The sequence below is a fragment of the Rathayibacter sp. AY1D9 genome, from assembly GCF_002932395.1.
In the GTDB taxonomy this organism is placed as follows: domain Bacteria; phylum Actinomycetota; class Actinomycetes; order Actinomycetales; family Microbacteriaceae; genus Rathayibacter.
The window spans coordinates 74,744-88,233 of sequence record NZ_PSVQ01000004.1 but is presented as its reverse complement, the minus strand read 5'-3'; the positions used below and the strand labels follow the sequence as shown (position 1 = coordinate 88,233).

Below are 13,490 nucleotides of genomic sequence, written 5' to 3'. Positions count from 1 at the left end.
GCATGACCGTCTGGAGCCAGCTCGTCGGGCAGGAGCACGCCATCGGCGCCCTGCAGGACGCCTCGACGCCCCGGGACGACCGTGGCCGGGAATCGTCGTCGATGACGCACTCCTGGCTCATCACCGGCCCTCCCGGGTCCGGCCGCTCGAACCTCGCCTACGCGTTCGCCTCCGCACTGCTCTGCCGCCGCGGCGGCTGCGGGGAGTGCCCCGACTGCCGCCAGGTCGCCGCCCGCTCCCATCCCGACCTCGCCGTGCTGACGACCGAGCGCGTGATCATCTCGATCGACGAGGTGCGGCGGCTGGTCAGCAGCTCGCAGTACTCGCCCTCGGTGTCGCGCTACCGCGTCATGGTCATCGAGGACGCCGACCGGATGAGCGAGCGCACGTCCAACGTGCTGCTGAAGGCGCTCGAGGAGCCGCCGGAGCGCACGGTCTGGATCCTGTGCGCCCCGAGCGAGGCCGATCTGCTCCCCACCATCCGCTCCCGCGTCCGCTCCGTGCGGCTCCGCGTGCCGAGCATCGAGGACGTCGCCGGTCTCCTCGAGCGCCGCGACGGGGTCGACCCCGAGACCGCCGAGCGCGCCGCCCGCCAGGCTCAGAGCCACATCGGGATGGCGCACCGCCTGGCGACCGACGCGAACGCGCGCGAGCGCCGCGAGGAGACGCTCCGCATCGCCCTGCGCCTCCGCGGCGTCTCGGACGCGGTGCTCGGCGCTGCGCGGATGATCGAGGTCGCGACCGAGGACGCCAAGGCGATCACGCTCGAGCGCGACGAGGCCGAGCGGCAGCAGGCGCTGCGCTCGCTCGGCGTCGAGCCCGGGGGCACCGTGCCCGCGCAGCTCCGCTCGCAGCTGCGGGCGCTCGAGGAGGACCAGAAGCGACGCGCGACGCGGAGCCTCCGCGACGGCCTCGACCGGATCCTCGTCGACCTGCTCTCCCTCTACCGCGACGTGGTGCGCCTCCAGCTCGGAGCGCCCGGCGGCGTCATCAACGAGGAGGTCCGGACCGCGATGACCGCGCTCGCCGACGCGACTCCGCCCGACCGCACGCTCGCCGTCCTCGACGCGATCGCGACCGCCCGGCAGCGGATCGACGCGAACGTCTCCCCGGTCCTCGCTCTCGAGGCGCTGCTCGTCGTCGCGGCGCGCCGCCCGGTGGCCGCGTGAGGCGGGGGCGCCGGTCGGCCGTCGTCGTCGCGCTCGCCGCGGCCGCGTCCCTCCTGACCGGCTGCTTCGCGCCCGGCCCGAGCGTCGACCGGACCTCCACCCCCTATCCGCAGACCGTCGACGACTCCCTGGAGCGCTACTACTCGCAGGTGCTGGTCTGGGACGACTGCGGCGACGGCGCTCTCTGCACCGACGCGACAGTCCCGCTCGACTGGGACGACCCCTCGGGGGAGACGGCGTCGATCGCCCTGGTGCGCCGACCCGCGACGAAGGGCCCGGCGATCGGGTCCCTGCTCGTGAATCCGGGCGGACCGGGAGCGTCGGGCGTCGACTTCGTCCGCGACAGCGCCGACTACGCGGTCGACTCCGCGCTCGCCGCCCGGTACGACGTCGTCGGCTTCGATCCGCGCGGGGTGGGCGCCTCCACCGCGGTCTCCTGCCTCGACGCCGCGGGGCTCGACTCCTACCTCTACGACATCACGCCGGGGGAGCGGGGCAGCGACGAGTGGATCCAGGCGCAGCGCACGACCGCTGCCGCGTTCGCCGCCGCTTGCGAGGAGCGTAGCGGGCCGCTGCTGCCCGAGGTCGGCACCCCGAGCGCCGCCCGTGATCTCGACGTGCTGCGCGCGGCGCTCGGCGACGAGACGCTGCACTACCTCGGCTACTCCTACGGCACGTTCCTCGGAGCGACCTACGCCGGGCTGTTCCCGGACCGGGTCGGCCGCCTCGTCCTCGACGGCGCGATCGACCCGGCGGCCACCTCGTTCGACGTGGTGCGCGAGCAGGCGAAGGGGTTCGAGAGCGCACTGCGCGCCTACCTCTCCGACTGCCTCCGCTCGGACGACTGCCCGTTCACCGGCACTGTCGACGCGGGGATGGCCCAGCTGAAGCGCATGCTCGAGGACGTGGACGCCTCGCCGATCCGGGCCGCCGACGGCCGTGAGCTCGGCGCGAGCACGCTGTTCACCGCGATCGTCTACCCGCTCTACGACGCCACGGCGTGGGGAGCGCTGAGCGAGATGCTGGCCGGCGTCCGCCGGGGCGACCCCGCGGTCGCGTTCCAGTACGCGGACGCCTACAACGGGCGCGACGCGGACGGCCGGTACGCGGACAACACCACCGAGGCGTTCCTCGCGATCAACTGCGTCGACTACTCCTACGACGCCGACACCGCCTCGATGCGCGCCGACGAGGCCGCTCTCGAGCAGGCCGCGCCGACGATCGGCCGCTACATGGCCTACGGCGACATCCTCTGCAGCGAGTGGCCGGCGGCGTTCGAGGGCTCCCGCGAGCCGATCACCGCGGAGGGCTCGGCGCCCATCCTGGTCGTGGGCACCACGAACGATCCCGCGACGCCCTACGTATGGGCGCAGGCGCTCGCGGGCGAGCTCTCCGCCGGTCACCTGGTCACCTACGACGGCGAGGGCCACACGGCCTACAACAAGTCGACGTCCTGCGTGAACGACGCGGTCGACGCGTACCTGCTCGAGGGGACCGTCCCGGAGGTGGATCCGCAGTGCTGACCGAGCAGGAGCGGTCCCGCGAGCAGCAGCCCGGGCTCCGCGAGCGCAAGCGCCTGGCCACGCGGCGGGCGATCGAGATCGCCGTCCTCCGCCTGGCGAGCGAGCGCGGGCCGGAGCGGGTGACCATCGACGACGTCTCGCGCGCCGCCGACGTCTCCACGCGCACCTTCTTCAACTACTTCGCCTCGAAGGAGGACGCGCTGGTCGGCGGGCTCCCGGTCATCGCCGACGAGACGGCGGCGGCGTTCGTCGCGGGCCGGGGCGCCGTGCTCGAGGACCTGCAGCGGGTCTTCGTCGCCGCGATGGAGGAGCCGCTCGAGGAGGATCGGGAGCTGCACGTCCTCCGCCGCGCGCTCTTCCGCGAGCACCCGCATCTGGTCGGTCTGAAGATCGCGGGCATGCGCGAGTTCGAGCTCGCGGTCGAGGGGCTCGTCGCCGAGCGTCTCGGCCAGGAGGACGACGACGCGGAGCGGGTGCGCAGCCGGGCGCGGATGCTGACGCTCCTCGGGCTCGCCGCCGTCCGCCACGCCTGGGCGGCCTGGGTCGATCACGACGGCCGGGAGGCCCTGCCCGGACGCATCGCCCGCTCCTTCGAGGAGCTCCGCGGCGCGCTCGCCTGAGCCGAGCGCGGCGGTCGCCGCCGCCGTCGCGGAGCCTCTGCTCGACCGCGCCGTCCTGATTCACGCCCGGGGGCGCGAGCAGGCTATGCTGTGTAATCGTGTCCGGGGCTCAGGCCCCGCGTGCACGCCGCCTTAGCTCAGTCGGCAGAGCGTCTCACTCGTAATGAGAAGGTCGTGGGTTCGATTCCCACAGGCGGCTCCCTCTCCCGTCATCCGCGACGTCCCGGCCGAATCCGCGAGTTCCCGGCCTCATCCGCGGCGTCCAGGTCGCGTCGAACTCGCGTCGCTACCCTGTTGCGGATGACCGACACGCCTCCTCCCCGCCGTCGCCGCACTCTCGTGGTCGCCGCGGTGCTCGTGGCCGCCGTGCTCGGTGGCGGCGCCTTCGGCGTGGGGACGGCCCTCGGCAGCGCCGCGGAGCCCGGGGCGCTGCCCGTCGCCTCGACCCCGACCGCCACCGCGACTCCCGCACCGACGCCGACGGCCACGGCGCGGCCCACCGCCGAAGCGGCGGCCGAGGCGCTCCGCACCTGCTCGGTGGCGGGGCTCGCCGCCGACCCGCGCCTGGGCTCGATGCAGGCGCGTGTGGTCGACGCCGCGACGGGCGAGGTCCTGTTCGACCGCGGGGGCGGGACCGCGTCCCGCACCGCCTCCGCCCTCAAGATCCTCACGGCCGCGTCGGCGCTCGCGGTCCTCGGCCCGGACACGCGCATCGCCACCACCGTGGTCCGCGGGAGCGAGCCCGGAAGCGTCGTCCTCGTCGGCGGGGGAGACCTCACCTTGACCCGGCTCCCGACCGGCCGGGAGTCGACCTACGCCGGAGCGGCCCACCTCGACGATCTCGCGGCGCAGGTCGAGAGCGCCTGGGAGGCCGACCCCTCCACCGCCGGGACGCCGATCACGTCGCTGGTGCTCGACTCCTCCCTCTACTCGGGCGAGACCTGGCAGCCGAGCTGGAACCGCAAGGAGCAGGTCGACGGCTACATGCCCGAGATCACGGCGCTCCAGGTGGACGGCGATCGCGAGGACACCACGGCCTCGACCTCCGAGCGCGGCACGGATCCGGTCGGCCGGGCCGGAGAGGCGTTCGCCGACGAGCTGGACGGCTCGCCCGTGGTCTCCACCGGGACCGCTCCCGCGGGCGCCGCGGTTCTCGGCTCGGTCGAGTCGGCCCCGGTCGGCACGCTCGTGCAGCAGATGCTGCTCGTCTCCGACAATGCGATCGCCGAGATGCTCGCGCGGCTCGTCGCGATCCGCACCGGCGCGGGCAGCGACTTCGCTGCCGAGCAGGCCGGTGTGCTGCAGGGGCTCGCCGGTTACGGTGTCGACACGTCCGGGATCGCGATCGTCGACGGCTCCGGCCTGAGCGACGACAACGCGGTCGCGCCGGCGTACTTCACCGAGCTGCTCCGGAAGGTGCAGGCCCGCGAGGGGCAGCTGGGGATCCTCCTGGACGGCCTGCCGGTGTCGGGCCGGACGGGCTCGCTCTCCTACTCCGACCGCTTCGCCGGCGACAACGCCGCGGCCGACGGCGCGGTGCGGGCGAAGACGGGCTGGATCGACACCGGCTACACCCTGGCCGGCGTGGTCACCGCGGCGGACGGCACCGAGCTGACCTTCGCGGTCTACGCTCTCGGCGACGTCTCCGACTCGGCGAAGACCGCGATCGACACTCTCGTGACGGGCGTCTACCGCTGCGGATCCTCGCTCTCCGACTCCTGACCCGGGCGGGTCGACCTCCCGCTCCTCCTCGCCACCTCCTCCCGGAAGGCCCACGATGACCACCGCACTCCTGATCGTCGACGTGCAGAACGACTTCACCGAGGGCGGCGCGCTCGCCGTCACAGGCGGCGCGGCCGTCGCCCGGGGAATCACCGAGCATCTGGCGGCGCACGCCGACCGCTACTCCGCGGTGCTGGCCTCCCGCGACTGGCACGAGGGCGATTCCGACAACGGCGGCCACTTCGCGGTGGAGCCGGACTTCGTCGACAGTTGGCCCGTCCACTGCGTCGCCGGCACGGACGGCGCGCGGTTCCACCCGGCCCTGGACACCGCTCTGATCGACGTGCAGATCCTCAAGGGGCAGGGCCGCCCCTCCTACTCGGCCTTCGAGGGCACGACGGAGGCGGGCGAGGAGCTCGGCGCCGTGCTCGCGGAGCGGGGCGTCACTGCGCTCGACGTCGTGGGACTCGCGACCGACCACTGCGTGCGCGCCTCGGCGCTCGACGCGCGACGGGCGGGGCTCGAGGTCCGCGTGCTCCAGGACCTGGTCGCAGGCGTCTCCGAGGAGGCGAGTGCCGCGGCGCTGCGCGAGCTGACGGAGGCGGGAGTCCGCGTCGAGCGGTCCGTCTGAGGGCTCGTCCCTCCACAGGGCTCACGGAGGCGCAGGTCCTCGCGGCTCCCGGCGACCCCGCCCCCGGAGCGATCGCCCGTCCTACACTGGGAGGACGAGAAGCTCCTCCCGGCGCGGTCTGCGCGCTCCGATCCGAAGAAGTGGTTCCCTCCTGTGACTGATTCCGTCGCGTCCCGCGCCGCCGAGACCGCTCTGCTCGCCCGCATCCCCACGCAGCTGCTGATCGGCGGTGAGTGGGTGGACGCCTCCGGCGGCGGCTCGATCGACGTCGAGGACCCGGCCACCGGAGCGGTCCTGGTCTCGATCGCCGACGCGACTCCGGAGGACGGGGTCCGGGCGCTCGACGCCGCCGTCGCCGCCGGTCCGTCGTGGGCCGCGACGGCGCCGCGGAAGCGGGGCGAGATCCTCCGGCGGGCGTTCGACCTCCTGCAGGAGCGCACCGAGGAGTTCGCGCTCCTGATGGCGCTCGAGATGGGCAAGCCGGTCGCGGAGGCGAGGGGCGAGGTCGTGTACGGCGGCGAGTTCCTCCGCTGGTTCAGCGAGGAGGCGGTGCGCATCAGCGGACGCTACGGTGTCTCGCCCGAGGGCAGCGGCCGGATGATCGTCTCGCAGCACCCGGTGGGCCCCTGCTACCTGATCACCCCCTGGAACTTCCCGCTCGCGATGGCGACGCGGAAGATCGCTCCGGCGCTGGCGGCGGGCTGCACCGTCGTCGTGAAGCCGGCCGAGCTCACTCCGCTCACCACGCTCGCCTTCGCGGCGCTGCTCGCCGAGGCGGGGCTCCCCGACGGCGTACTCAACGTGGTCACCACGTCCTCGGCGGGAGCCGTGTCGGCTCCGATCCTGTCGGATCCCCGCCTGCGGAAGGTGTCCTTCACCGGCTCCACTCCCGTCGGGCGCACGCTGCTGCAGCAGGCGTCCGAGAACGTGCTGCGGACCTCGATGGAGCTGGGCGGCAACGCGCCCTTCGTCGTGTTCGAGGACGCCGACCTCGACCGGGCGGTCGAGGGCGCGATGCTCGCGAAGTTCCGCAACATCGGCCAGGCCTGCACGGCCGCCAACCGCTTCTTCGTGCACGAGTCGATCGCCGAGGAGTTCGCCGCGCGGATCGTGGAGCGCGTGCGCGCTCTGCGCGTCGGCCGCGGCACCGAGGACGGGGTGACCATCGGCCCGCTGATCGACGAGCGCGCGGTCGAGAAGGCGTCCGCGCTGGTGGAGGACGCCGTCTCCCGCGGCGCGCGCCTGCTCACCGGCGGCGATCGGATCGAGGGGGCCGGCCACTTCTACCGGCCGACCGTGCTCGCGGGGGTCGACCGGGAGAGCGAGATCCTGCGCACGGAGATCTTCGGCCCGGTGCTCGCGATCGTGCCGTTCACCGACGAGGACGACGCCGTCGAGCTCGCCAACGACACCGAGTACGGACTGGTGTCCTACGTCTTCACGCGCGACCTCGCCCGCGGTCAGCGGATGATCGAGCGGCTCGCCACCGGGATGATGGGCCTCAACGTCGGCGTGGTGTCGAACGCGGCGGCGCCCTTCGGCGGGGTGAAGCAGTCGGGCCTCGGCCGCGAGGGCGGACTCGAGGGGATCCACGAGTACCTCAGCACCAAGTACACGCTCACCCCCGACCCCTTCGCCTGATCCGGTGGAGCGGATCGAGGTCACCGCGCTCGACGACCCGAGGCTGCGCGACTACGCCCACGCCACGGACGTCGCGCTGAAGAACGCCCGCGGCCCGCACGGCCTGTACATCGCGGAGTCGGCGCTCGTGCTCGAGCGTGCGCTCGCCGCCGGGCACCGGCCGCGCTCGGTGCTCGCCCTCGGCGGATCGGCAGGCGAGGCCGAGCGCCTGGTCGGCTGCTTCGACGTCCCCGTCTTCACGGGCCCGGGTGAGCTCCTGGCCGAGCTCACCGGGTACACCCTGCACCGCGGCCTGATCGCGGCGATGGACCGGCCCGTGCTGCCCGACCCGTCCGACCTGCTCGCGGGAGCGCGCCGCGTCGTCGTGCTCGAGGACGTGGTCGACCCGACGAACGTCGGCGCGATCTTCCGCTCCGTCGGGGCCATCGGAGCCGATGCCGTGCTGGTGACGCCGCGCTGCTCCGATCCGTACTACCGCCGCGCCATCCGCGTGAGCATGGGAACGGTCCTCCAGGTGCCCTGGACACGCGTCGGCGACTGGCCGTCGACGCAGCGGCTCCTGCACGGAGCGGGCTTCACGATCGCGGCGATGGCTCTGACCCCGGAGGCGGTGCCCCTGCGGGACTTCGCCGCCCGCGCTCCGGAGCGCGTCGCCCTCGTGCTCGGCACCGAGGGGCAGGGTCTCACCGCCGACGCGCTCGCCGCCGCCGATGTCGCCGTCCAGATCCCGATGCGGCACGGGATCGACTCGCTCAACGTCGCTGCGGCGTCGGCGGTCGCGATGTGGGCGCTCGCCGAGCCCTCCTGACAGGCGCGCCTGTGCCCCGTTGGGGGTGCCACTGGGGCGTGAGAGCGCGCCCAGCGCTCGCCGGAAGCATCGACTGCGCTACCGTGGCCGCACTCCTGCCCGCAGCCGTCACGAACGAGGTCGTCCATGCTCCTGCGCACGACGCTCCGCCCGCCCGTCGCGCTGCTCGTCGGAGTCGCGTTCGCACTGAGCCTCACCGCCTGCTCCGGTCCCGCCGCGGAGGTGCCGGACGGGTCCGTGCGCGACTCGGGCTCCGTCGCGACCGCCGCCCCGGCGCCCACCGGCACAGCCGATCCCGAGAGCGGCGCGCGCATGACCCGCCTGATCAGCGACTGCCTCGCCCGCTACGGCCTGAGCGACCGGCCGCCGCTCGCGAGCCCGCTCGCGGAGGAGGAGGTCCGCCTGGCGGCGCAGCGCGCCCGTGACGCCTACGACGCCACCCTGACCGACTGCTCGGCGCAGGCGCTCGCGTCCGGAGAGCCGAGCAGTGATCCGACGGGGGAGCCCGGCAGCGAGCCGACCGACGAGCCCGACGCCGACTCCACCCCCGCTCCGGCGGGCTGACCGTGCGACTCGAGGGGACGTCCGCGCTGATCGCGGGGGGAGCATCCGGACTGGGAGCCGCGACGGCGACGGCGCTCGACGCCGCAGGAGCGCACGTGGTCGTGCTCGACCTGCCGCACGCGGTGGAGGCCGCGCGTCTGCCCGCCTCCGTGCAGCTGATCGCCGGGGACGTCCTCGATCCGGACGCCGTCTCGCGCGCCGTGGCGGCGGCGGGGGAGCTGCGCGTCGCCGTGAGCTGTGCGGGCGTGGCCACACCCGGGCGGCTGCTCGGACGCGACGGGCCGCTGCCGCTCGAGCAGTTCGACCGGGTGCTGCGGATCAACACGACCGGGACGCTCAACGTGCTGCGCCTCGCCGCGGCGTCGATCGCCGAGCGGGAGCCGATCGATGGGGAGCGGGGAGTCCTGGTCACGACCGCCTCCGTCGCCGCCTTCGAGGGGCAGATCGGACAGGCGGCCTACGCCGCGTCGAAGGGAGCCGTGGCGGCGATGACCCTGCCGCTCGCGCGCGAGCTCGCGGCCCGGCTCGTGCGCGTGGTGTCGATCGCACCGGGCACGTTCGACACGCCCCTGCTCGCCGGGCTGCCGGACAGGGCCCGCGAGGCGCTCGGCTCGGCGACGCCGCATCCGGCCCGCCTCGGACGCCCCGAGGAGTTCGCGGCCCTGGTGCGGCACATCGTCGAGAACCCCATGATCAACGGCGAGACCATCCGGCTCGACGGGGCCCTGCGGCTGCCGCCGCGCTGAGGGACGAGCGGGCGCAGGCTGCTGGTCGAGACGTGCGGGCGTCTCGAGACGCCGCTGCGCGGCTGGTCGACCGGCATGAGGCGGCGGCGGTCGCGAGACGCCGCTGCGGCGCCCGTCAGACGAGCAGCTGGTGCTTGGCGAGGTCCCGGTAGAGCGGCGTCGACTCGACGAGCTCGGAGTGGGTGCCGACTCCCACGACCTCGCCCTTCTGCAGCACGACGATGCGGTCGGAGTCGACCACCGTCGACAGGCGGTGCGCGATCACCAGCAGGGTCCGGTTCTCGGCGACCGCGTCGATCGCCAGGCGCAGGCGCTGCTCGTTGAGGCCGTCGAGGCTCGACGTGGACTCGTCCAGCAGCAGGATCGGCGGGGCCGCCAGGAGCGCGCGGCCGATCGCGAGGCGCTGACGCTCGCCGCCCGAGAGCATCACTCCGCTCTCGCCCACCGGCGCGTGCAGGCCGAGCGGGTTGCGCTCGAGCACGTCGGTCAGGTTCACCGCCTCGAGCACCCGGAGGCAGTCGGCGTCGTCGGCGTCGGGGCGGCCGAGGACGAGGTTCTCGCGGATGGTGCCGGCCAGGACGGGGGCGTCCTGCTCGACGTAGCCGATCTGCGCGCGGAGCGCGTCGCGGTCGATGGCCGTGATGTCGACACCGCCGAGTCGGACGACGCCGGCCTCCGGGTCGTAGAACCGCTCGATGAGGGCGAGGATCGTGCTCTTGCCCGCTCCCGACGGCCCGACCAGGGCGGTGCGCTTGCCGCGCGGCACGGTGAAGGAGACGCCGCGCAGGACGGTGCGGTCGCGCTCGTCCGCTACGGCCGCCGCGTCGGGCACGGCGCCCTCCTCGTAGGAGAACACCACGTCCTCGAAGGAGATGGCCTCCTCCGCCACGCCGGCGCCGAGGCCGCCCGCGGAGGCGTCGCCGTCGCCCTCGATCGGCAGATCGATGATCTCCTGGATGCGGCCGAGGGCGCCCAGCGCCGAGTTCACCGAGGTGATGGCGCCGATGAAGTTGCCGAGCGGCATCACCATCATGAAGAGGAAGAGGATGAACGAGACCAGCTGGGCGATGTCGATCGCGCCGGACGCGACGCGGTAGCCGCCGACGCCGAGGACGGCGAGGAAGGCGACCTGCATGGCGATCCCCGCCACCGGCACCACGAGGGCCGAGACGTGCGCGACGCGGATCCCGAGGCGGTACGCCTCCGTCGCGTGCTGGTCGACGACCGCGATCTCGCGATCGGTGGCTCCGGCCGCGCGGATCGTCCGGACGGCGCTGATGGCGCGCTCGACGGCCGCGGCCAGATCGCCGACCTTCTCCTGGGCCTTGCGGCTGGCGGTGCGGATGCCGCGGCCGAGGGTCAGCGCGAGCCCGAGGGCCACCGCCACCACCGCCACGATGATCAGCAGCAGCACCCAGTCGATGACGGCCATCGCGATGATCGCGCCGACGAAGACGAGGGAGCCCGCGATCGAGTCGACGAGCCCCTGGGTCAGCACCGCGCGCAGGAGCGTGGAGTCGGAGCCGACGCGCGAGACGAGGTCGCCGGTGCGGCGCGCGTCGAACTCCCGGATGGGGAGGCGCAGCAGCCGGGCGACGAGGCGGCGGCGGCTCGAGAGCACGATCCCCTCGCCGGTGCGCTGGAGCAGGTAGTGCGCGAAGCCCGAGATCAGCCCGGAGGCCACGACCAGGCCGACGAGGGCCCACACCAGCGGGCCGAGATCGAGACCGGACTGGACCCGGGTGATGACCTGGCCGACGAGCAGGGGCTGGCCGAGGCTCGCCGCCGCTCCGAACAGGCTGAGGACCACGACGACCGAGAGGATGCCGCGGTGCTCGAGCAGGTAGGGCACGAGCTGCGAGAAGGAGGCGCGGGGTCCGTCGTCGCGGGAGGGTCGTCGTCCGCCGCGCCGGGAGGTGGTGGTGCTCATCGCCGTCCATTCTGCCCCGTCGTCGCTGCGAGCAGGCCGCCAGAGGGCGGGCCCGGTGCTCAGGGAGGGAGCGGAGACGCGGACGGCCCGCCGGGGGATCCCGTCGGGCCGTCCTCTGCAGGGAGTCCTACGAGACGTTGTCGTGGTACGACGCGTTCTTCGTCTCCTTGGAGAGCAGGAGCGCGATCAGCGTCAGCACGGCCGCGGCGCTGAGGTAGAGGCCGACCAGCACGGTGCTGCCGCCCGCCGCCCTCCAGAGCGCGACCGCGATGATCGGCGCGAGGGCCGCTCCGAGGATCGATGCGAGGTTGTACGCCATCGCCGAGCCGGTGTAGCGGACGTTGGTCGGGAACAGCTCGGGGAGGACGGCGCCCATCGGGCCGAAGGTCAGGCCCATCAGCGTGAAGCCGAGGATCAGGACGGCCATGACGCCCGCGAAGCCGGCGCTGAACAGGGGCACGAAGAGCAGGCCGAACACGAGGATCGCCGCGGTCACCACGAGCAGCGTCCGCCGGCGGCCGAAGCGCTCCGCGAGCGGGCCGGAGACGAGCGTGAAGATCCCGAAGAACACCACGCCGACGATCAGCATGACGAGGAAGTCGTTGCGCGTGTAGCCGAGGCCCGGAACCGCGCCGTCGACGGGTGAGGTGCCGTAGGTCAGCGTGAACGTGGTCATCAGGTAGAAGAGCACGTAGGTCGCCAGCATGATGAAGGTGCCCAGGATGAGCGGGCGCCAGCTGGTGATGAAGACGCGGGCGAGGGGCAGCTTGGCGACCTCGCCCTTCTCGACGACCTTCTGGAACGCGGGCGTCTCGACGAGCTTGAACCGCACGTAGAGCCCGATGATCACGAGCACGGCGCTCGCCAGGAACGGCACGCGCCAGCCCCAGGCCGCGAACGTCTCGTCGCTCATCGTGCTCGCGAGCACCAGGAACAGGACGTTGGCGACGATGAAGCCGATCGGTGCGCCCAGCTGCGGGAAGGTGCCGTAGATGGCGCGCTTGCCGGCCGGTGCGTTCTCGGTCGCGAGCAGCGCGGCTCCGGACCACTCGCCGCCGAGGCCGAGGCCCTGGCAGAAGCGCATCACGACGAGCAGGAACGGAGCGAGGAACTCCCAGCCGGGCGTGAGCGCGGTGGGCAGGCAGCCGATCAGGAAGGTCGCGACGCCCATGGTGAGCAGCGAGGCGACGAGGGTGCCCTTGCGGCCGATGCGGTCGCCGAAGTGGCCGAAGATGATCGACCCGATCGGGCGCGCGATGAACGCGACGCCGAAGACGGCGAAGGAGGCGAGGAGGGCCGTGGCCGGGTCCTCGTTGACGAAGAAGAGCGACGGGAAGACCAGGACCGCGGCGGTCGCGTAGGCGTAGAAGTCGTAGAACTCGATCGAGGTGCCGATGAGGCTGGCGAGGATGACGCGGCCGCGGGAGTTCTGCGGGGCGGCTGCTGGCGCGTCGGAGACGGCGGGAGAAGACATGAGGGAGAGGCTCCGTGTGGACGGCGACTCCCCCTGAGCCGGCGGGGCGGGGCGTCGATCGGGCGTCGCGGACCGCTGGGGCGAGGGGGAGGAGAGAGGGGCCGCTCGTGACGACCCGACCACTTTACTCCGTGTTCTCCCAGGTTCGTGTGCGGGCGGCCCCAGGACGGGGGCCGCCCGCAGTGGTTCAGCTGCGCAGCGAGCGGAGGAGCAGAGCGGTCGAGACCGCCGCCTCGGCCGCCTCGCGCCCCTTGTCCTCCTTCGAGCCGGGAAGGCCCGCGCGATCGATGCCCTGCTGCTCGGTGTCGAGGGTGAGCACGCCGAAGCCGACCGGCTTGCCCGTCAGGATCGAGACGGTGGTGAGCCCGGAGGTGGCGGCGTCCGAGACGTACTCGAAGTGCGGGGTGCCGCCGCGGATGATCACGCCGAGGGCGACGACCGCGTCGGCCCCCGCCTCCAGGGCCGCCTTCGAGGCGACGGGCAGCTCGAACGAGCCGGGCACGCGCACGAGCGACCAGGACGCTCCGGCCTCGTCGAGGGCTCGGCTCGCTCCGGCGATCAGGCCGTCGCTGATCTGCTCGTGCCAGGTGCCCGCGATGACGACGACGCGCAGTCCCGCGCCGTCGAGAGGGGAGGTGGTGGGGGCGCCGCTACCGGCCATT

The 13,490-nt window shown here is 73.4% G+C and carries 12 protein-coding genes and 1 tRNA gene; 10 read left to right on the top strand and 3 right to left on the bottom strand.

Going from position 1 to position 13,490, the window contains the following annotated elements:
• Positions 1 to 2 precede the first annotated feature (2 nt).
• The 10 genes from C5C50_RS03840 (at position 3) to C5C50_RS03795 (ending at position 9,424) form a co-directional block, all read left to right on the top strand.
• A complete protein-coding gene (locus C5C50_RS03840) occupies positions 3 to 1,169 on the top strand; it encodes a DNA polymerase III subunit delta' (RefSeq protein WP_104272864.1) in 1,167 nt (388 codons plus the stop codon).
• Entirely contained in the window at positions 1,166 to 2,692 is a 1,527-nt protein-coding gene (locus tag C5C50_RS03835; protein ID WP_104272863.1) for an alpha/beta hydrolase, read from the top strand. Before C5C50_RS03840 ends, C5C50_RS03835 begins: the two co-directional genes overlap by 4 nt.
• Complete coding sequence (locus C5C50_RS16850) at positions 2,686 to 3,312, top strand: TetR/AcrR family transcriptional regulator (RefSeq protein WP_181027157.1); 627 nt, start codon at positions 2,686 to 2,688, stop codon at positions 3,310 to 3,312. Before C5C50_RS03835 ends, C5C50_RS16850 begins: the two co-directional genes overlap by 7 nt.
• A gap of 126 nt (positions 3,313 to 3,438) precedes the next feature.
• Positions 3,439 to 3,511 (top strand) — tRNA-Thr (locus C5C50_RS03825).
• Between the two features lie 101 nt (positions 3,512 to 3,612).
• Entirely contained in the window at positions 3,613 to 5,034 is a 1,422-nt protein-coding gene (gene dacB / locus C5C50_RS03820) for a D-alanyl-D-alanine carboxypeptidase/D-alanyl-D-alanine-endopeptidase (RefSeq protein WP_104272862.1), read from the top strand.
• A gap of 55 nt (positions 5,035 to 5,089) precedes the next feature.
• Positions 5,090 to 5,665, top strand: a complete 576-nt coding sequence (locus C5C50_RS03815) for an isochorismatase family protein (protein WP_104262888.1) — start codon at positions 5,090 to 5,092, stop codon at positions 5,663 to 5,665.
• Between the two features lie 153 nt (positions 5,666 to 5,818).
• Positions 5,819 to 7,306, top strand: a complete 1,488-nt coding sequence (locus C5C50_RS03810; RefSeq protein WP_104260349.1) for an NAD-dependent succinate-semialdehyde dehydrogenase — start codon at positions 5,819 to 5,821, stop codon at positions 7,304 to 7,306.
• Between the two features lie 4 nt (positions 7,307 to 7,310).
• Positions 7,311 to 8,114, top strand: coding sequence for an RNA methyltransferase (locus C5C50_RS03805; RefSeq protein ID WP_104260348.1), 804 nt, complete (start codon positions 7,311 to 7,313; stop codon positions 8,112 to 8,114).
• Between the two features lie 126 nt (positions 8,115 to 8,240).
• The gene (locus tag C5C50_RS03800; RefSeq protein ID WP_104272861.1) at positions 8,241 to 8,678 is read left to right on the top strand and encodes a hypothetical protein; all 438 of its coding nucleotides are present in this window, start codon (positions 8,241 to 8,243) and stop codon (positions 8,676 to 8,678) included.
• Between the two features lie 2 nt (positions 8,679 to 8,680).
• Positions 8,681 to 9,424, top strand: coding sequence for an SDR family NAD(P)-dependent oxidoreductase (locus tag C5C50_RS03795; RefSeq protein WP_104250608.1), 744 nt, complete (start codon positions 8,681 to 8,683; stop codon positions 9,422 to 9,424).
• Between the two features lie 115 nt (positions 9,425 to 9,539).
• On the opposite strand, the gene C5C50_RS03790 is transcribed toward C5C50_RS03795, so the two are convergent.
• The 3 genes from C5C50_RS03790 to ribH form a co-directional block, all read right to left on the bottom strand.
• Positions 9,540 to 11,354, bottom strand: coding sequence for an ABC transporter ATP-binding protein (locus tag C5C50_RS03790; protein ID WP_104233721.1), 1,815 nt, complete (start codon positions 11,352 to 11,354; stop codon positions 9,540 to 9,542).
• A 127-nt stretch (positions 11,355 to 11,481) separates the two neighbouring features.
• Positions 11,482 to 12,828: an MFS transporter gene (locus C5C50_RS03785; protein WP_104272860.1), complete on the bottom strand. Its 1,347-nt coding sequence runs from the start codon at positions 12,826 to 12,828 to the stop codon at positions 11,482 to 11,484.
• 187 nt (positions 12,829 to 13,015) lie between these two features.
• Complete coding sequence (gene ribH / locus C5C50_RS03780) at positions 13,016 to 13,489, bottom strand: 6,7-dimethyl-8-ribityllumazine synthase (RefSeq protein ID WP_104250609.1); 474 nt, start codon at positions 13,487 to 13,489, stop codon at positions 13,016 to 13,018.
• Position 13,490: the final 1 nt, after the last annotated feature.